16 protein-coding genes and 4 pseudogenes are annotated in these 18,602 nt (G+C 54.1%); 8 read left to right on the forward strand and 12 right to left on the reverse strand.

The window, feature by feature from the left end:
• Positions 1 to 7 precede the first annotated feature (7 nt).
• From rng to tldD, 3 genes are all read left to right on the forward strand, one after another.
• Positions 8 to 1,477, forward strand: a complete 1,470-nt coding sequence (gene rng / locus ACMZI0_RS00210; RefSeq protein WP_415671510.1) for a ribonuclease G — start codon at positions 8 to 10, stop codon at positions 1,475 to 1,477.
• A 72-nt stretch (positions 1,478 to 1,549) separates the two neighbouring features.
• Positions 1,550 to 5,362 carry an AsmA2 domain-containing protein YhdP gene (yhdP, locus tag ACMZI0_RS00215; protein ID WP_415671511.1) on the forward strand — a complete coding sequence of 1,271 codons (3,813 nt, stop codon included), beginning with the start codon at positions 1,550 to 1,552 and terminating at the stop codon, positions 5,360 to 5,362.
• Between the two features lie 68 nt (positions 5,363 to 5,430).
• Positions 5,431 to 6,876 carry a metalloprotease TldD gene (gene tldD, locus ACMZI0_RS00220; RefSeq protein ID WP_415671512.1) on the forward strand — a complete coding sequence of 482 codons (1,446 nt, stop codon included), beginning with the start codon at positions 5,431 to 5,433 and terminating at the stop codon, positions 6,874 to 6,876.
• Between the two features lie 332 nt (positions 6,877 to 7,208).
• On the opposite strand, the gene ACMZI0_RS00225 is transcribed toward tldD, so the two are convergent.
• Together ACMZI0_RS00225 and ACMZI0_RS00230 are read right to left on the reverse strand one after the other, a co-directional pair.
• On the reverse strand, positions 7,209 to 7,751 hold the full coding sequence (locus ACMZI0_RS00225; protein ID WP_415671513.1) for a hypothetical protein: 543 nt from the start codon (positions 7,749 to 7,751) through the stop codon (positions 7,209 to 7,211).
• A gap of 120 nt (positions 7,752 to 7,871) precedes the next feature.
• A pseudogene (locus ACMZI0_RS00230) lies at positions 7,872 to 7,976 on the reverse strand (transcriptional regulator); the annotation flags it as partial.
• A gap of 206 nt (positions 7,977 to 8,182) precedes the next feature.
• Here ACMZI0_RS00230 and aaeX point away from each other — a divergent pair.
• From aaeX to aaeB, 3 genes and pseudogenes are all read left to right on the forward strand, one after another.
• Complete coding sequence (gene aaeX / locus ACMZI0_RS00235) at positions 8,183 to 8,386, forward strand: p-hydroxybenzoic acid efflux pump operon protein AaeX (RefSeq protein WP_415671514.1); 204 nt, start codon at positions 8,183 to 8,185, stop codon at positions 8,384 to 8,386.
• A 22-nt stretch (positions 8,387 to 8,408) separates the two neighbouring features.
• Positions 8,409 to 9,343 (forward strand): annotated as a pseudogene (aaeA, locus tag ACMZI0_RS00240) (p-hydroxybenzoic acid efflux pump subunit AaeA).
• 69 nt (positions 9,344 to 9,412) lie between these two features.
• Positions 9,413 to 11,296, forward strand: a pseudogene (aaeB, locus tag ACMZI0_RS00245) (p-hydroxybenzoic acid efflux pump subunit AaeB).
• A gap of 28 nt (positions 11,297 to 11,324) precedes the next feature.
• On the opposite strand, the gene yjgA reads toward aaeB, so the two are convergent.
• Complete coding sequence (yjgA, locus tag ACMZI0_RS00250) at positions 11,325 to 11,870, reverse strand: ribosome biogenesis factor YjgA (RefSeq protein ID WP_415671548.1); 546 nt, start codon at positions 11,868 to 11,870, stop codon at positions 11,325 to 11,327.
• Between the two features lie 215 nt (positions 11,871 to 12,085).
• Here yjgA and pmbA point away from each other — a divergent pair, with 215 nt between their 5' ends.
• Both pmbA and ACMZI0_RS00260 read left to right on the forward strand, forming a co-directional pair.
• Positions 12,086 to 13,426, forward strand: coding sequence for a metalloprotease PmbA (gene pmbA / locus ACMZI0_RS00255; protein WP_415671515.1), 1,341 nt, complete (start codon positions 12,086 to 12,088; stop codon positions 13,424 to 13,426).
• Positions 13,427 to 13,469: 43 nt separating this feature from the next.
• Positions 13,470 to 13,784, forward strand: coding sequence for a hypothetical protein (locus tag ACMZI0_RS00260; RefSeq protein ID WP_415671516.1), 315 nt, complete (start codon positions 13,470 to 13,472; stop codon positions 13,782 to 13,784).
• Between the two features lie 42 nt (positions 13,785 to 13,826).
• On the opposite strand, the pseudogene rnk reads toward ACMZI0_RS00260, so the two are convergent.
• The 9 genes and pseudogenes from rnk to lptB all read right to left on the reverse strand — a co-directional run bounded on the left by rnk (position 13,827) and on the right by lptB (position 18,599).
• Positions 13,827 to 14,238: pseudogene (gene rnk, locus ACMZI0_RS00265) on the reverse strand (nucleoside diphosphate kinase regulator).
• A gap of 283 nt (positions 14,239 to 14,521) precedes the next feature.
• A complete protein-coding gene (gene npr, locus ACMZI0_RS00270) occupies positions 14,522 to 14,794 on the reverse strand; it encodes a PTS phosphocarrier protein NPr (RefSeq protein ID WP_415671517.1) in 273 nt (90 codons plus the stop codon).
• Positions 14,760 to 15,650, reverse strand: a complete 891-nt coding sequence (gene rapZ, locus ACMZI0_RS00275) for an RNase adapter RapZ (RefSeq protein ID WP_415671518.1) — start codon at positions 15,648 to 15,650, stop codon at positions 14,760 to 14,762. The genes npr and rapZ overlap by 35 nt, the downstream gene beginning before the upstream one ends.
• 115 nt (positions 15,651 to 15,765) lie before the next feature.
• Positions 15,766 to 16,239 (reverse strand): PTS IIA-like nitrogen regulatory protein PtsN, encoded by a 474-nt coding sequence (gene ptsN / locus ACMZI0_RS00280; protein WP_415671549.1) that lies wholly within the window; start codon positions 16,237 to 16,239, stop codon positions 15,766 to 15,768.
• Between the two features lie 91 nt (positions 16,240 to 16,330).
• The gene (gene hpf / locus ACMZI0_RS00285) at positions 16,331 to 16,618 is read right to left on the reverse strand and encodes a ribosome hibernation promoting factor (protein WP_195314275.1); all 288 of its coding nucleotides are present in this window, start codon (positions 16,616 to 16,618) and stop codon (positions 16,331 to 16,333) included.
• A gap of 23 nt (positions 16,619 to 16,641) precedes the next feature.
• Positions 16,642 to 16,947, reverse strand: coding sequence for a hypothetical protein (locus ACMZI0_RS00290; protein ID WP_415671519.1), 306 nt, complete (start codon positions 16,945 to 16,947; stop codon positions 16,642 to 16,644).
• The gene (locus ACMZI0_RS00295) at positions 16,835 to 17,431 is read right to left on the reverse strand and encodes a hypothetical protein (protein WP_415671520.1); all 597 of its coding nucleotides are present in this window, start codon (positions 17,429 to 17,431) and stop codon (positions 16,835 to 16,837) included. Before ACMZI0_RS00295 ends, ACMZI0_RS00290 begins: the two co-directional genes overlap by 113 nt.
• A 40-nt stretch (positions 17,432 to 17,471) precedes the next feature.
• Positions 17,472 to 17,822: a hypothetical protein gene (locus ACMZI0_RS00300; protein ID WP_415671521.1), complete on the reverse strand. Its 351-nt coding sequence runs from the start codon at positions 17,820 to 17,822 to the stop codon at positions 17,472 to 17,474.
• 51 nt (positions 17,823 to 17,873) lie between these two features.
• Positions 17,874 to 18,599, reverse strand: a complete 726-nt coding sequence (gene lptB, locus ACMZI0_RS00305; protein ID WP_415671522.1) for an LPS export ABC transporter ATP-binding protein — start codon at positions 18,597 to 18,599, stop codon at positions 17,874 to 17,876.
• Positions 18,600 to 18,602: the final 3 nt, after the last annotated feature.

Raw genomic sequence — 18,602 nt, forward strand, 5'->3', positions numbered from 1 at the left:
GCAGAAAATGACAGCTGAGTTACTGGTCAACGTGACGCCGTCGGAAACGCGCGTTGCCTATATTGATGGCGGGATCCTGCAAGAGATCCACATTGAACGTGAAGCGAAACGCGGGATTGTGGGCAATATCTATAAAGGCCGTGTCAGCCGGGTGCTGCCGGGCATGCAGGCTGCCTTTGTGGATATCGGCCTGGATAAGGCCGCGTTCTTGCATGCGTCAGACATTATGCCCCACACCGAATGCGTGGCGGGGGAAGAGCAGAAAAATTTCCACGTGCGCGATATCGCTGAGCTGGTGCGCCAGGGGCAGGATTTGATGGTGCAGGTGGTAAAAGACCTGCTCGGTACCAAAGGTGCCCGACTCACCACCGATATCACGCTGCCGTCGCGCTATCTGGTTTTCATGCCCGGCGCCGCTCACGTTGGCGTTTCACAGCGTATTGAAAGTGAAGTGGAACGCGAACGCCTGAAGAAAATCGTCAGCGAATACTGCGACGAGCAGGGCGGGTTTATTATCCGCACTGCGGCGGAAGGTATCGGGGAAGATGAGCTTTCTTCTGACGCCGTGTTCCTCAAACGCTTGTGGACCAAAGTCAGCGAGCGTAAAAAACGTAACCAGACCAAATGCAAGCTGTACGGTGAAGTGGCGCTGGCGCAGCGTATCCTGCGTGATTTTGCCGGTGCGGCATTGGATCGCATCCGTATCGACTCCCGCCTGACCTATGACGCACTGCTGGAGTTCACTACCGACTATATTCCTGAAACCACCAATAAGCTGGAGCATTACGCAGGACGTCAGCCGATTTTCGATCTTTACGATGTGGAGAATGAGATTCAGCGTTCGTTGGACAGAAAGGTGGAGTTGAAATCTGGCGGCTATCTGATCATCGATCAAACGGAAGCGATGACGACGATAGACATCAATACCGGTGCCTTTGTCGGCCACCGCAACCTGGATGAAACCATCTTTAACACCAACATCGAAGCAACACAGGCGATCGCGCGCCAACTGCGACTGCGCAATCTGGGGGGTATTATCATTATTGATTTCATCGATATGAGTAATGAAGACCACCGTCGCCGAGTGCTGCACTCTCTGGAGCAGGCGCTTTCCAAAGATCGCGTTAAAACCAGTATTAACGGCTTCTCTCAACTAGGATTAGTGGAGATGACGCGCAAGCGCACCCGTGAGAGCATTGAGCATGTGCTGTGTCATGAGTGTCCGACTTGCCATGGTCGCGGCACGGTGAAAAGCGTCGAGACCGTCTGCTACGAAATCATGCGCGAAATTGTGCGCGTGCATCATGCTTATGACACTGACCGCTTCCTGGTGTATGCATCGCCGGCCGTGGCTGAGGTGTTGAAAAGCGAAGAATCCCACGCCTTGGCGGAAGTGGAAATCTTTGTCGGCAAGCAGGTGAAGGTACAGATTGAGCCGCTGTACAGCCAGGAACAGTTTGATGTGGTGATGATGTAATTCCTACGTCAATGAACACCTTATAATAATGACTTCCCCGCGTCGCCTGCGACGAAGATCAAGGAGAATAGTGTGAGGCGACTGCCCGGCCTACTGCTGATTACGGGCGCCACGATCGTTGTTGTCGTGGCGCTGCTGGTCAGTGGTTTACGATTAGCGATGCCGCAGCTCGATCATTTTCGGCCGCAAATCATGGCGTGGGTTGCGTCGACGACGGGCGTATCGGTTGAAGCGGGCCTCCTTTCAGGCAGTTGGGAATCTTTCGGGCCTACGCTTGTTATCGACGATTTGAAAAGCGCTTCGCCAGCCGCGCGCTGGCAGGCGGAGCGGATTACTCTGGCGCTGGATGTGTGGCAGTCACTGCTGCATGCGCGCTGGCAGTTTCGCGATCTGACTTTTCACCGCATGCATCTGACACTGGATGCCACGCTGACCGGGCAACGGGCAGACGGTAGCCTGATCGAGTCCGATCGTCTTAGCACGCTGTTCCTGCAACAGTTCGATCACTTCGATCTGCGCGACAGCCATCTCTCCTTTCTCATGCCTTCTGGCGATCGCGCTGAACTCGCCATCCCGCAATTGACCTGGTTGAACCGCAACAATCGACACCGTGCCGAAGGACAAATCAGTTTGTCGAGTTTCAATGGGCAGCACGGTGTGGTGCAGGTCAGGATGGATTTGCAGGATATACAAGGGCGATTGAACGACGGCACCGTGTATCTGCAAGCCGACAATATTGATATGAAGCCCTGGATCAGCCGCTGGTTAAAAAACAATACCGGGCTGGAGAGTGCCAATTTCAATCTGGCGGCCTGGTTGCAGGTGCGCAACGGGGAGCTGTTCGCCAGCGATGTTTTTTTGGCGCAGGGCACGGCGGCCTGGAAAGACGGGGAAATTACCCATCGTTTGAGCGTCGACGATATGGCGCTGCACGCCACGCGACAGGATGAGGGCTGGCAGGTGACCGTGCCTGTCTTGAATCTGGCAACGGATGGCATTGCCTGGCCGAAGGGAAGTCTGGCGGCTGGCTGGCTACCCGCGCCGTCTACTGGACAGCAAGACATGTTGCGGGTGCGTGCCAGTGAGTTGAGTCTGGCGCGGTTGCGCGACCTGCCGCCGTTGTTGTCCTCGGTGACCCCTGAGCTTAAAACGCGCTGGGAGGCGCTGCAACCCGAAGGGCTTCTGACGCAGCTGGCACTCGATATTCCCTTAAAACAGCCAGAACAAAGCCGTTTTCAGGCGGCATGGCGCGATCTGCGCTGGAAAGCGTGGGAGTGGCTGCCGGGCGGTGAAAAGGTGTCTGGCACGCTCAGTGGTAGCGTAGCGCGCGGACGCATAACGTTTGCGCTGCCGCAAAGTGTACTGCCCAGCGGCAATCAGTTTCGTGCACCGTTCGAGATTCAGCAGGCAGGCGGCGCGGTAGACTGGAGCAATGCTGCCGACGGCTGGGAAGTGTGGAGTAAAGGGCTGAATGTGCAGGCGCGTGCGCTACAGGTTCAGGGAGATTTTCAGTACCGCCACCCGGTGAGTGGGGAGCCACGTCTGGATATCCTGGCGGGAATTCGGTTAACCAATGCGTCTGACGCCTGGCGTTACTTCCCGGAACCGTTGATGGGCACGGAACTGGTTGAATACCTTACCGGTGCGTTAAAAGGTGGACACGTCGACAACGCCACGCTGGTTTTTGCCGGTAATCCGTCGCATTTCCCCTTCGAACATCATGAAGGCCAGTTTCAGGTGTGGGTGCCGCTGCGCGCTGCCACCTTTGAGTTTAGGCCCGGCTGGCCCGCGCTATCACCGCTGGATATCGATCTCAATTTTGCCAACAACGGCCTTTGGATGTCTGCACCTTCTGCCCAGCTAGGGAATGTGGCCGGAAGAAATATCCTTGCCGCTATTCCTGACTACAGTAAAGAAAAATTGCTGATTGACGGCGAGCTTCAGGGCGAAGGGCCAGATGTCGGCCATTACTTTGAGCAAACGCCGCTCAAAGACAGCGTGGGGAGCGCGTTAAAGCAACTGCAAATTGGCGGCAACGTCAATGGCACGCTGCACCTTGATATTCCCCTTGCACACGGCGAGGTGGAAGCAAGCGGTGATATTCAACTCAGTAATAACAGCTTGTATATCAAGCCGCTGAACAGCACGCTGAAACAGCTTAACGGACGTTTTCATTACCGCAATGGCACTCTGAGCAGCGATGTCATTGCGGCTAACTGGCTAGGTCAGCCTGTTACGTTCAGTTTCAACACCGAAGAGCAGGAAAAGGCGTTTCTGGTAAAGGTGGGGTTAAACGGTGAATGGACCCCTGCGCAGTTCCCCGGTCTGCCAAAATCATTGCAAAGCGCGCTGTCGGGAACGGCGGCCTGGCGTAGCGATGTGACGGTGAATCTGCCTCATAAGGGCACGGAGACCTATGAAGTCACCGTTGATGCCGATTTAAAAAATGTAAGTACTCGCTTACCTGAGCCGTTCAACAAAGCGCAGGGAGCGGCGTTACCGCTCAAGATCGCCGCTAAAGGGGGTCTCAAAGGGTTTGCGCTCTCGGGCAGTCTGGGAAAAAACGCGCAGTTTAACAGCCAGTGGTTGCTGCGTGGCGATGCGCTGACTCTCGCACGCGCTGTCTGGCAGCAGGGTGCACAGACGCCACCTGCGCTGCCGGAGGCGTTGGCCCTGCCTTCGTTGGATGCCGAGCGCTGGTTAGCGCTGCTGCCCGCCCTGCGTGGCGATGCGGCATTGCGCAAAGGGACGCAAAGCAGTATCCATGTGCCGGAAAGCGTGACGCTGCGTACGCCAGCGCTGCAACTGTTGGGTCAGCAGTGGCATGATGTGGTACTCAATAGCCGCAATACGCCGCGGGGCAATGAAATTCACGCCACTGGGCGTGAGATTGATGCTAGTTTGACGATTCCGCAGAGCGGAATGTGGCGTGCTGATATCCGCTATCTCTATTACAACCCGCAGTGGAAAGGGGATGAAGCGACCAATCCCGTGGCTCTGGCGGAGAAGAAATCACCGCTCAACGATCCTAGCATTCGCTTTGAAGATTGGCCCGCATTGCAGCTTGCCTGTCGGGAATGTTGGATAGCGGGGCAGAATCTGGGCCAAATCACGGCGACGCTGCAACCGGAAAAAGATAAGCTGATCCTGAGCGACGGAATGATCGATACCGGCAAAGCCAAGCTGACCGCCAGCGGCAGTTGGCAGGAGAATGCTGAGGGGGTTCGCACTGCACTCAAAGGGCGTTTGACCGGTGGCACGCTGGAGCAAAATGCTGACTGGTTTAGTATTGATACTCCACTGCGCGCAGCAACCTTTGATATTGACTATGATCTCTACTGGCGCGGTTCGCCGTGGGCACCGCATCTGGCAAGCCTGAGCGGTATTTTGCACACCCGCATTGGTAAGGGAGACATGGTCAATGCCGGTACGGGTCAGGCAGGGCGCTTGCTGCGGCTGGTGAGCTTTGATGCGCTGCTGCGCAAATTGCAGTTTGATTTTAGCGATACTTTCGGTAAAGGCTTCTATTTTGATTCTATCCGCAGCACGGCCTGGATTAAAGACGGCGTGTTGCATACCAACGATCTGCTGGTGGACGGATTGGAAGCCGATATCGCCATGAAGGGCTGCGTCGATCTGGCTAACCGGCAGATCGCGATGGAAGCGGTGATTGCACCGGAAATTTCTGCCACGGTTGGGGTGGCTACCGCCTTTGTGGTCAACCCGGTGATCGGTGCCGCCGTGTTCGCGGCCAGCAAAGTGCTGGCACCACTCTGGAACAAAATCTCGCTGATTCGTTACCAGATTCATGGCAGTCTGGATCAGCCTACGATTAAGGAAGTCCTGCGCGAACCGCAGAAAAGTGCGGCGCAGGAACGGCGTTAATGCGCCGGCATATTGATGGCTCCGTGCCATTTATTCATCGGTTTCATGTGAACTAAAGTGGAAAAAATATGAGTCTTTCGTTTGTCAGTGAACAGTTACTCACTGCTAACAGCTTGAGCCAGCAAGACCTGTTCTCGGTGTTAGAGGTATTGAATGAACGTCGCCTGGATTACGCCGATCTCTATTTCCAATCCAGTTATCATGAATCCTGGGTGCTGGAAGACCGCATCATCAAAGATGGTTCCTACAATATCGATCAAGGGGTCGGTATTCGGGTGGTAAGCGGGGAAAAAACCGGGTTTGCCTACGCCGATCAGATTACCCTCAATGCGCTGCATCAAAGCGCACAAGCGGCACGCAGCATCGTGCGCGAGCAGGGAAATGGCAGCGTTCGTACTTTGGGAGAAAGCGTTCACCGGGCGTTGTATCCGCAGCTCAACCCTCTGGACAGCCTGAGCCGTGAAGACAAGATCGCGCTGCTGCAACGGGCTGATAGCGTGGCGCGCGCTGCTGATTCGCGTGTGCAGGAAGTGAGCGTCAGCCTGACCGGCGTCTACGAACACGTGCTGGTGGCGGCAACGGATGGCACGCTGGCAGCCGATGTGCGCCCGCTGGTGCGCTTGTCGATTAGCGTGCTGGTCGAGCAGGATGGAAAGCGTGAACGTGGTGCGAGCGGCGGCGGGGCGCGTGTGGGTTACGACTACTTCTGGCAAGTCGTGGATGGCGAAGCGCGGGTGGAAGCCTGGGCGAAAGAGGCGGTGCGCATGGCGCTGGTCAACCTTTCCGCTGTTGCCGCGCCTGCGGGTACCATGCCGGTGGTGCTGGGCGCGGGTTGGCCGGGCGTATTGCTGCATGAAGCCGTCGGGCACGGGCTGGAAGGGGATTTTAACCGCCGTGGCACGTCGGTATTCAGCGGGCAGATGGGCAAACTGGTGGCCTCTGAACTCTGCTCCGTGGTAGATGACGGCACGCTGGAAGGACGCCGCGGTTCTCTGGCGATGGATGACGAAGGTGTGGCCGGGCAGTACAACGTGTTGATTGAGAACGGCGTGCTGAAAGGCTACATGCAGGACAAGCTCAACGCGCGTTTGATGGGCGTTGCACCCACCGGTAATGGTCGGCGCGAGTCTTATGCCCATTTGCCGATGCCGCGCATGACCAACACCTACATGTTGGCAGGCAAATCGACGCCGGAAGAGATTATCGCCAGCGTAGAATACGGTCTTTATGCGCCAAACTTTGGCGGCGGTCAGGTGGATATCACTTCCGGCAAGTTTGTGTTCTCAACCTCCGAAGCCTATCTGATTGAGAATGGCAAAGTCACCGCGCCAGTTAAAGGGGCAACCCTGATTGGCTCCGGCATCGAAGCGATGCAGCAGATATCCATGGTGGGTAACGATCTGGCGCTGGATAAAGGCGTTGGCGTGTGTGGCAAAGAGGGCCAAAGCCTGCCGGTAGGGGTTGGACAACCGACGCTGAAACTGGACAGCATGACGGTGGGGGGCATGGCGTAAGCCCGCGCCCCCCACCGTCATGCTGCTATGAAAACGCGTGACGGTGACTACTCAATTCCCGGGTGTGAGAGGATAATGTCAGAGATATTGCAATTGCCGTTTATGTCGATATCAATACGGGCTTTTGCGTATAGACAGGGATATTTAGATTCAGGACACATTGCTTGATAAACCTGGTGTTTTTCAGTATCAAGGTTTTTAATTATATGTATTTCGACGGTGACTTTTCCTTGGCTCTCTAAGGAAAGATATAATTTTTTATTTGGATCACCGAGCAGCGACATCTCTTTTGCGTGGTGGTTAATTTGGTTTTTGATATCGATAACGCCAATTTAAGAGAGTGCAACATTTAACGATTTTCTCTGTTCTTCTGATATGTTATTAACAATCTGTGGCGGCATGTCAACTGTGATACGTTCATGATTGATCGCGTCATGACAAAAATATATCTCACTTCTTGGTATGTCTTTTTTTACTTGTTCCAGATGAATATCGCGCTCGATAAAATATTCTGGAGTGAACGTCGTGATGTGATCATTCAGGCTGACGGTTTTTCCCTCTGTAGCGATCTCTCCAGTGGATAGCAAGGCGCTAATAGACAGATTGACGGTAAACGAGGTATCATTTATCGCAGTTCTGGTATAGGTGAATGCGCCTTTAAACGCGTCGATTTTTATATTGGTATCATCATTGTTTATCAGTTCAAATAAAGCCTTTTTGGCATTTTCTTTATCGGTTCCACAAAACCAGTCTGCAATCTTACCCCAAAGGCTTTTTATTTCATTTGAATTTTTGGCATTTTTTATCCCTTCTATTTCATTAAGTGTAATCGTTCTTGAAAACCAATTCCCTGAAATATTCAATGCTGTTGTCATAAGAACCCCCAGTTAAATAAACTTCACTATAACGAGGGCGAAGTGAAAATAATCTATACCGGATTTTACTTTCAGATTAAACCATGCTTGTGTTAATGATAATTTCCCCAGCGTCTCTTCTCTATGACTTTGATAAATCTGTGCAACGTTCTTAAAATACTCCGTCATATAATTGATGCAGAGTTGCACTTTGAGTGGCAAATTATCCTTGCGTGTGTACAGCGCTGTGCTTGTTTCCGTTAGGTAACAGGTCGCGTTCGTTTCTACTAAACAACCTGCAATCTCTCTTGATCTGTGTAACGCCCTTCATGCCTTTTAGCTTTGATGGCTGACAGGCTGGTGTCGTCGTTGGTAATGAACCCTCATGCCTGTGTCTACGGCGACGCGGTCGGTATCGTTTATTCGTCAATTGAAATGAAAAGGAAAAGAGGATGAGTTCACTCCCGGTTATGGTGCTGTTTGGCCTGTCATTCCCGCCCGTATTCTTCGTGCTGCTGGTATCGCTGGCGCTGTTTTTTGTGCTGAACCGTGTTTTGCAGCCCACTGGCATCTATGACGTGGTATGGCATCCGGCGCTATTCAATACCGCACTGTTTTGCTGCCTGTTTTATCTGATCTTTCGCTGCTCCCTTTGAGGTCAATGTGAAAACCCTTGCTATAAAATTTCCTTTCGTCACGCTGATAACGAAAAAGCTGCTGCGTGTGGGTATCACGCTGTGCGTGCTGTTGCTGGCTGCCGTTGCGCTGCTGCGCGTCTGGGCGTTCTACACCGAATCACCCTGGACGCGAGATGCAAAATTCAGCGCGGATGTCGTGGCGATTGCGCCTGATGTCAGCGGGCTGCTGACCGAAGTGCTGGTGCATGACAATCAGCAGGTAAAAAAGGCGATGTGCTTTTCGTTATCGACCCGCCCCGTTTTCAGGAGGCACAGGCAGATGTGGATTACTATCTGGCGCTGGTGAATGAAAAACGGCGCGAGTCCGGACGGCGTACGCGCCTCGGCGTACAGGCGATGTCGCAAGAAGCTATCGATCAGTCTGGCAGCGCGCTGGAAACCGCGCAGCATCAGTTAGCCAAGGCACAAGCAACGCTGGTACTGGCGAAGCTGGATCTGGAACGTACCGTGATCCGCGCACCGGCAGACGGATGGGTAACCAACCTCAACGTGCAGCGTGGTGAATACATCACACGCGGTGCAACGGCTGTGGCGCTGGTGAAAAAGGGCTCGTTCTATCTGGTGGCCTATATGAAAGAGACCAAGCTGGCGAGTGTTCATCCCGGCGATCGGGTCGAGATCACGCCGCTCGGCAGCGATCAACTGTTCTACGGCACGGTCGACAGCGTGGAGGTGGCGATCACCAACAGCAGCGCCAACGTAGACAGCAAAGGGTTGGCGACCGTGGATGCTAATCTGGAATGGGGGCGACTGGCACAGCGCGTGCCGGTGAGGCTCCAGCTGGATCAACAGCGTGATACTCCTTATCCGGCGGGCACCACGGCGACCGTGGTGATCACGCAGGCAGACGCCCCGCAAAACAAGCAGCCTTCACCGTTGATTCGTTTGCTCTATCGGCTGCGTGAGTTTGGCTAAGGCGAGGCCATGATGAAAATGCCTGCTTTTCCCCACTGACGCTTTGCCTGCAAGCTCAGCTTTGCCGTAGTGCTGTCGCTGTTTCTCGGTTTTCACTTTCAGTTGGAAACGCCACGTTGGTCAGTGCTCACTGTGGCTATTGTCGCGGCAGGCCCAGCTTTCGCTGCGGGTAGTGATCCCTTTTCTGGGGCGATTCGGCATCGCGGGATATTACGCATTGTAGGCACCTTTATCGGTTGTATCGGTGCGCTGGTGATTATTATCGCTACCATTCGTGCGCCCGTGGTGATGCTGCTGTGCTGCATTTGGGCGGGATTCTGCACCTGGGTGTCATCGCTGGTGAAAGTGGAAAATGCCTACGTATGGGGTCTGGCGGGTTATACCGCATTAATCATTATCGTCTCTACCCAGAGTGCGCCATTGTTGACGCCGCAATTCGCCGTTGAGCGCTGTAGTGAAATTGTCCTGGGCATCGTCTGTGCGATTGTGGCCGATTTGCTGTTCACGCCGCGCTCTATCAAGCAGCATATCGACAGCAGTCTGGAAGGGCTGATGCTGGATCACTATCACTTGCTGCAAATGTGCATCCGTGGCGCAACGCGTGAAGAGATTGACGCTGCCGGTGCGTAAAAGTACCGCACTGGGCAGCATGGGCAACCCACTGTTGCTGGAATCGGCACGTTGGCAAAATAGTCATCGCCGCATCAAGGCGCTGCTGGCGCAATCTTTTACCTTGATTACTCAAGCGTGTGAAACCTATCTGGTATTACAGGATAAACCCGAGCCGCTAAGAACCAGTCTGGCGCTGCTGATTGATGCGCCGGTAGAATCCATGGCAGATGTGCGTAAGCGGGTGAAACAGCTGCGCCACGCCATTGCGGCGGGGGAGCGCCAGAGTGTGCCGCCGACGCTGATTGGCTGGGTGGCTGCCGCGACGTGCTATCTGCTGCTGGCAAAAGGGATTCAGACCAACGCCCGCTTGACGCAGGTTGAGGGCGATTTGTTGCTCGATGAGGTGATGGTAAAAGCGGCGTCGGCTGAGCGCCATCACGCGATGATCAACGGCTGGCGTACCGGGGTTGCGACAGCGGTGGGGTGTTTATTTTGGCTTATCACCGGCTGGACATCAGGCAGCGCCTGTATGGTGATGATTGCCGTGGTGACGGCGTTGGCGATGCGCCTGCCTAACCCGAAACGCATGGCGGTCGATTTCCTGGTCGGAACGGTCTATGCCTTGCCGTTGGGATCGCTGTTGTTCATGCTTGTGCTGCCGTCCACGCAGCAAAGTATGTTGTTGCTGTGCCTCAGCCTGGGCATTATGGCCTTTGTTATTGGCATTGAGGTGCAAAAACGGCGCATGGGATCTCTGGGCGCGCTGGCCAGCACCATCAATATTCTGGTGCTGGATAACCCGATGACGTTTAATCTCAGCCACTTTCTGGATAGCGCGATCGGGCAGATTATCGGTTGCCTGCTGGCGTGGCTGGTGATCTTGTTGATTCGCGATAATTCGCGTGCCCGTACCGGGCAGGAGCTGCTTAACCGCTTTGTTTACAGTGCGGTATCGGCCTTGACCACCAACCCGACCAAACGGCGTGAGAACCATTTGCCTGCGCTTTATCAGCAGCTCTATTTGCTGCTGACCCTATTCCCTAACGATATCGCCAAATATCGTCTGGCGTTGTCGCTGATTATTCTGCATCAGCGTATGCGACAACTGGTTCTTCCTATGGACACTGAACTTTCGGCGTTTCACCGCCGTATTCGTCAGGCGGCAGAGCAGGTCAGCGAGGCGCGCCGGGATATCCGTCGACGCCATGCTTTTACCCAGTTACTGACTACACTGGATGAGTATCAGGTTGCGCTACGCCAGCGCCAGATCGCGCCGGAGATCGGTAGGTCGGTCGTATCACGGAGATACTGCACCGCTATCAGCATGCGCTGATGGAGTAACACTGACGTCGACTCCACCACGGGGCGATCAAGCCTGCTCTTCAGCCAGCTCGCGCAGATATTGAAAAATCTGGCGGTAAGACTTGGGTGGCTTGTTGGCGGCTTTCTCTTTTTGCGCATTGCGCACCAGTGAACGCAACTGCTGGCGGTCAGCGGTCGGATAAAGTGCCAGAATATCCGGGATCGCATCATCCCCTTCCTCAATCAGCCTGTCGCGCAGCTGTTCCAGTTTGTGAAACAGGGCAACCTGCTGATTGTGGCGGTTCTTCAGCTTGTCCAGCGCGATTTTAATCGGCTCTGGATCGCGGGCGCGCAGCAGTTTACCGATCAGTTGCACCTGACGGCGACGGCCCTCTTTTTTGATGCGCTGTGCCAGTTCGATAGCCGCACGCAGATCGTCATCCATTGGGATGCGCTCCAGAGCATTTTTGCCGAGCTCAATCAGCTCAACGCCGAGATCTTTCAGCGCTTCCGCATCGCGTTTGATTTCACTTTTGCTGACCCAGATGATCTCATCATCTTCGGCGTGCGGGTCCAGTACGTCGTCCAGCCACTCTTCAGGGTGTTTATTCATCATCTCTTTCCGTAACAGTTCGGGCATGTGACGCGGTTAACGCCATAAAAAAGACGCCGATCCTAACAGGTTTGGGCTTTTTGCGAAATTATCCTGATATCCTGATATCCTGATATCCTGTTAGACTCAAGCATACACCTTTAGGCACAGAAGCGGGGCAAGGCAGACTCCATTTCCCGGCTTCTGAACGGCTTTTAACTCAGTATGGCAGAACGATGACAATAATCACTCAGGTTGCAGAACAGCGTAAAGCATTGGAGCAGGCAGTCGCACAGGCGTTGGAGCTGGCTCGTGCCGGTTCAGATGCGGCAGAGGTGGCCATTTCCAAAACCACAGGGATCAGCGTCAGTACGCGCTACGGCGAGGTTGAAAATGTGGAGTTTAACAGCGATGGCGCGTTGGGGATTACCGTATACCATCAGCAGCGTAAAGGCAGTGCGTCATCGACCGATCTGAGCCCGGTGGCCATTGCCCGCACCGTGCAGGCTGCGCTGGATATTGCCCGTTACACCTCGCCCGATCCCTTTTCTGGCCCGGCAGAAAAAGAACTGCTGGCGTTCGATGCGCCCGATCTTGACCTGTTTCACCCGGCCACGTTGGATGCGGAAAAAGGCATTGAACTGGCCGCACGCGCCGAGCAGGCGGCGCTAAAAGCAGATGCGCGCATCACCAATACCGAAGGCGGCAGTTTCAACAGCCACTACGGTATCAAAGTATTTGGCAACAGCCACGGCCTGCTGCAAAGCTATCTGTCGAGCCGTCACTCCATGTCGAGCTGCGTGATTGCCGAAGTGAACGGCGATATGGAGCGTGATTACGCTTACACGGTAGGGCGCGCGCTGGACGATTTGCAAAGCCCGGAGTGGGTAGGGGAAGAGTGCGCACGCCGCACGCTGTCGCGCCTGTCGCCGCGTAAGCTTCCCACCATGGGGGCACCGGTGATGTTTGTCGCAGAAGTGGCCACCGGCCTGTTCGGCCATCTGGTGGGCGCTATCAGCGGTGGCAATGTGTACCGTAAATCGACCTTCCTGCTCGATAAACTGGGCCAGCAGATTCTGCCGGAATGGCTCACCATCGAAGAACTGCCACATCTGCGTAAAGGGCTGGCGTCTACCCCGTTCGACAGTGAAGGGGTACGTACCGCGCAGCGAGAAATCGTTAAAGATGGCGTGCTGCAAACCTGGCTGTTGACCAGCTACGCGGCGCGTAAACTTGGCATGAAGAGCACGGGTCACGCCGGTGGTATCCACAACTGGCGTATTGCGGGTCAGGGACTGAATTTCAAACAGATGCTCAAGCAGATGGATAAAGGGTTGCTGGTCACCGAGCTGATGGGGCAAGGGGTTAGCGCGGTTACCGGCGATTATTCTCGCGGGGCGTCAGGATTCTGGGTGGAGAATGGTGAAATTCAGTATCCGGTGAGTGAAATCACCATCGCCGGTAACCTGAAAACTATGCTACGCGACATTGTGACTCTGGGGGATGACATTGAAACCCGCAGCAATATCCAGTGTGGTTCGGCGCTGTTGCCCAGTATGAAGATCGCCGGAATATAATCTGACGGCCAGGTTAGACAACGGAATGTCGAGGAAACAGGGAATGCCAATGCCCGGCAGCGCGTTTGATGCCGAGCTCGCGCAGCGATTGGCGCAGGATAAAACGGATTTTCGCAAGCGGCTGGCGCTGGTGGCACAATTGTGCGCTGAGTCGGATCCGCGTAGCCTGATGATATTGCGCGACGTGATGCAGCGGGATTTTGTCTTTGATGTACGCTGGGCTGCCTGGGAGTCCTTAACGGCAAAAGGGGAATCTCTCACCGAGCCTCGCAGGAAGGCTAGTCATCTGATATCACGCGTTTGGTGGCAGGGTCTGGCGGATAAACTGACGAGCTGGTCGTTATTGTGGCCGTTCTGAAGGAGACATTACTGCCCTGAAATCAGGGCAGTGGGCGCGTGCTTAGCGATGATATTCGCCAGCGGCCTCAGGCTGATAGAGCAATTCCAGTACTTCTACGCGAGTTTCTGTACCGTTATGCAATTGCTAGGTGATGGTATTTCCTACGCGCAGACCCAGCAGGGCTGCGCCGAGCGGCGCCATCACGGAAAGTTGTTCCTTGCTGTCTTGCATGGCGGCAGGATAAACCAGTGTTCGGGTGTGCTCTTCGTTAGTGTTTAAATCGCGAAAGCATACCCGACTGTTCATGGTAACGACATCTGACGGGATTTCCTCTGAGGGCAAAATCTCGGCACGATTCCAGCTCCTCATTCAACGCTTGTACAATCAGTGTGCCCGCAAACGCGGGTTGTTCCAACAGCCGATCCAGGCGTTCCGCATCCAGCTCGCTGATAGTCAGGTTAGGTTTCGTCATACTCCTCTCCAGTAGGTTGGTAAAACATAACCCTGATAAAGCCATGACGGTAACATCGTGACGTCATGGCAATAAGACCAAGGTTTCATAGGGATATAAACACGTGCTGCTTATATGAAAAAACAATATCAAGAGAAAAAGTGAACCGCATTTATAAAGCAACACCCTCGCGCCAGCGACGCGGGGGTGTTGATAAAAATGAGGGATAACTTGTAACGAAGTTATACCATAAGGCAACGTTATTACCTATGGCATTGTTGATTTTTGGGATTATTGTCTCGCGTTACTCTTCGTCAAACCCGGCTTCAAACAGCTCAACCACAGCGGCCAGTGCGGCAGCTTCATCCGGGCTGCTGGCCTCCACTTCAATGTGCTTACCCTGGGCGGAATCCAGCATGATCATGGCGATCACGCTGCTGGCTTCAGCCTCAACGCCGCTTTCGTTGCGCAGCATCACTTCGGCATCGAAGCTCTGTACCAGTTCAAACAGTTTCATCGCCGGCCGGGCGTGCATGCCCAGTTTATTTTTGACGATAACCGTATGTTTGACCGCCATTATTTGATTTGCGTTTTTCCAGCGTGCGGTGGCGGGATTGTACGTTCTTACCGAGTGAGCGGAAATAATCAGCCAGTTGCTCAGCCGCATAGACCGAACGGTGTTTGCCGCCAGTGCAACCAATGGCGACCGTCAGGTAGCTGCGGTTGTTGGTCTCCAGCATTGGCAGCCACAGTTCCAGATAGCTGCGTGTCTGGTAGATAAAATTATGCACTTCTGTATGACGATCGAGGAACGCCGCAACCGGTTTGTCCAGCCCGGTCATCGGACGTAATTTGGGATCCCAATGGGGGTTCGGTAGGAAACGCACGTCGAACACGTAATCGGCATCGATAGGAATACCGTGCTTGTAACCAAAGGATTCGAACACCATGGTCAGTTCACGCTCGCGTTTGCCCAACAGCCGGGTACGCAACATTTCTGCCAGTTCATGCACCGACATTTCTGAGGTATCGATGATCAGATCGGCGCGAGAACGCAACGGCTCCAGCAGATCGTTCTCTTCGTCGATGGCACTCTCTAGTGACAGGTTTTTGCTGGAAAGCGGGTGTAAACGGCGCGTATCGCTGTAGCGGCGAATCAGGGTATTGCGATCGGCGTCCAGAAACAGGAGCTGCGGCGCAAAGCTTGGCGGCAGCTGATCCATGGCGTGCTCGAAGATTTCCGGCGATTCCGGCATATTGCGTACGTCAATACTGACCGCTGCCGAAATGTCGCGTTGTGCCAACGTGTTTGCCAGTTCCGGCAATAACACGACGGGCAGGTTATCTACGCAATAAAACCCCATGTCTTCCAGGGTGTGCAGGGCCACAGATTTTCCTGAACCTGAGCGACCACTGACAATCATCAGCACCATCCGACGACTCCCCTCCGGCTATTGCCTTTCTCTGTTATACCCTGACAGTATGACTCACCTGTGTGACGCAAATCCTGGCGCGAATGTTTGAATCCGGCGCGTTTTCTGCGGGGAATCAATCCCCTTCCATCATGATTTGGTAGAGTTCTTCATCACTCTGTGCCGCCCGTAAACGCCGGCAAACGCTTTTGTCAGCCAGACGTTTGGCAACAAGCGATAGCGTATGTAGATGGGTTTTACATTGTTCTGCGGGAACCAGCAAGGCAAAAAGCAAGTCTACGCCTTGATTATCAATGGTATCAAAGGAAATTGGTTGTTCAAGCTGGATAAAGACCCCGGTTGCACCCAACGCATTATCATCGTCGAGTTTGCCGTGCGGAATGGCGATACCGCCGCCAATACCGGTGCTGCCCATTCTCTCACGCGTCAATAATGCCTCGAAGATCAAAGGTGTCGGGAGGTTCAACTGCCTGGCCGCCAATTCGCTGATGATTTCCAGCGCCCGTTTCTTGCTTTGGCAATGAACGGCGCTACGGGTGCACTCTTGGCGTAATACGGCGCTGAGTTGCAAAATGGGATCGTTATTCATGTTGTGTTCACTTAACGGCCCGCTCATCTCTTCACTCCTCTGGCGGTATGCCAGAGGAGTATTTCCCTGCGCCCGGAGGCGGAGATGACGATCAGTGCTGTTTGAGTTTGTCCTTGTGTTTATTTAACTGACGCGCCAGTTTGTCGATCAGCAGATCGATGGCGGCATACATATCTTCAGATTCGGATGTGGCATGCAGTTCACCGCCGTTGACGAACAGAGTAGCATCGGCAATCTGCTCCACTTTCTCCACCTTGAGCACCACGTTGATCTGGTTGATACGATCAAAGTATTGCTCCAGCTTGGCAAATTTTGTGTTAACGAACTCGCGTAATGCGGGCGTGATTTCGATGTGGTGTCCGGTGATATTCAGCTGCATAGCGTCTTCCTTCTCTGTAGAAATCAAACCAACTGCTTACGCTGGTTTGACGGCGGGATGGATAAAGACTCTCGGTACTTTGCAACGGTACGCCGCGCGACAATGATCCCCTGATCGGCGAGCTGCGTCGTCAGTTTGCTGTCGCTCAAGGGTTTGCCCGGGTTTTCCGCCGCGATCAATTTTTTCACCAGCGCCCGAATTGCGGTTGAAGATACCTCACCGCCGCTGTCGGTATTTACATGGCTGGAGAAGAAATATTTTAGTTCGAAAATGCCGCGTGGGCTGTGAAGAAATTTCTGGGTTGTGACGTGTGATGATGGTGGATTCATGCATGTCCACGGCCTGGGCGATATCCGCCAGCGCCATGGGTTTCATAACCTCTTCACCCTTCTCAAAGAAATCCTGCTGTTGTTCCACAATGTAGCGCGTGACCTTGAGCAGCGTATCGTTGCGGCTCTCCAGACTTTTTATCAGCCAGCGCGCCTCTTGCAAGTGGCTGCGGATAAACTGGCTGGCGCTGTCATTACGTGCGCTGTGGCCCAGTGCGGCGTATTGCTGGTTGACTTGCAGACGTGGCACGCTGTCGGTGATAAGCTTTGCTTCCGCCAGCCACGGCGTTTCTGGCGCAAACTGAGAAAGCTGGATTTGCATACAATCGCGCAAATCACGCGCTGCCACGCCGACCGGGTCAAAACGCTGCACGCGTTTTAGCACCGCTTCCACCTCTTCCAGCGTCACTTCGTCGCCGCCGATGCTCTCGAGAATGTCTTCCAGCGGAACGGTCAGATAGCCAGTGGTGTCTACCGAATCCACAATCGACGTGGCGATGGCCGCATCGGTGTCAGAAAAGGCGTCAACTCTCCACCTGCCACATCAGGTAATCCTGCAACGTTTGCGTGGTTTCACCCTGATAGACAGGCAGTTCTTCATCGCGGTAGTCAGTGCCGGTGCCTGAGGGCGTGCCTGCGGAGTAGATTTCATCCCAGGTGGCGTCCAGCGGCAGTTCTTCCGGCATGTCTTTTTGTTCAAGGGCTTCGCGTGTATCTAGTGATTCACTGTCGCTCGTTTCCTGAGCATCGATTTCATCGTGGCTGTCGGTTTGTTCAAGCAACGGGTTGCTTTCCAGCGCCTGTTGGATCTCTTGCTGAAGTTGTGGCGTCATGGCCAGTTGTTGACTTAGCCTGAGTTGCAAACCTTGCTTCATAACTCGTGTCACTTTCCCTTAAATGTAACGCCCATTGCAAACGTTACAGTATCAAAGTCGGAAGCCTTCGCCCAGATAGACGCGTTTCACCTGCTCATCCGCCAGGATTTCGCTGGGTGAACCGTGGGAAATCAGCTGCCCCTGGCTGACGATATAGGCGCGTTCACACACGTCCAACGTTTCACGCACGTTGTGATCAGTAATCAGCACGCCCAGGCCGCTGTCGCGCAGGTGCCCAATGATTTTTTTTATGTCGAGCACCGAAATCGGATCGACACCGGCAAACGGCTCATCCAACAAAATAAATTTGGGATTGGCCGCCAGTGCGCGAGCGATCTCTACGCGACGACGTTCGCCGCCGGACAGGGATTGTCCCAGACTATCGCGTAAATGAATAATATGGAATTCTTCCATTAACTCATTGGCGCGATCGTCCTGCTGCTCCGGCGTCAGGTCTTGGCGAATCTGCAACACCGCCATCAGGTTGTCGTAAACGCTCAAACGGCGAAAAATGGAAGCCTCCTGCGGCAGATAGCCAATACCACGGCAGGCACGCTCATGTAACGGCAGCAGGCTTATCTCTTCATCATCAATCTCGATCCGCCCGGAATCGCGCTGGACAATGCCGACAACAATATAAAATGTCGTGGTTTTTCCCGCACCATTCGGCCCGAGCAACCCGACGATTTCACCGGAGTTGACCGTTAAGCTTACGTTTTCGACCACACGACGGCCTTTATAGGCCTTGGCCAGGTTTTCTGCGATTAATGTTGCCATAGG

It is taken from the genome of Symbiopectobacterium sp. (genome assembly GCF_047692315.1).
GTDB lineage: Bacteria > Pseudomonadota > Gammaproteobacteria > Enterobacterales > Enterobacteriaceae > Symbiopectobacterium.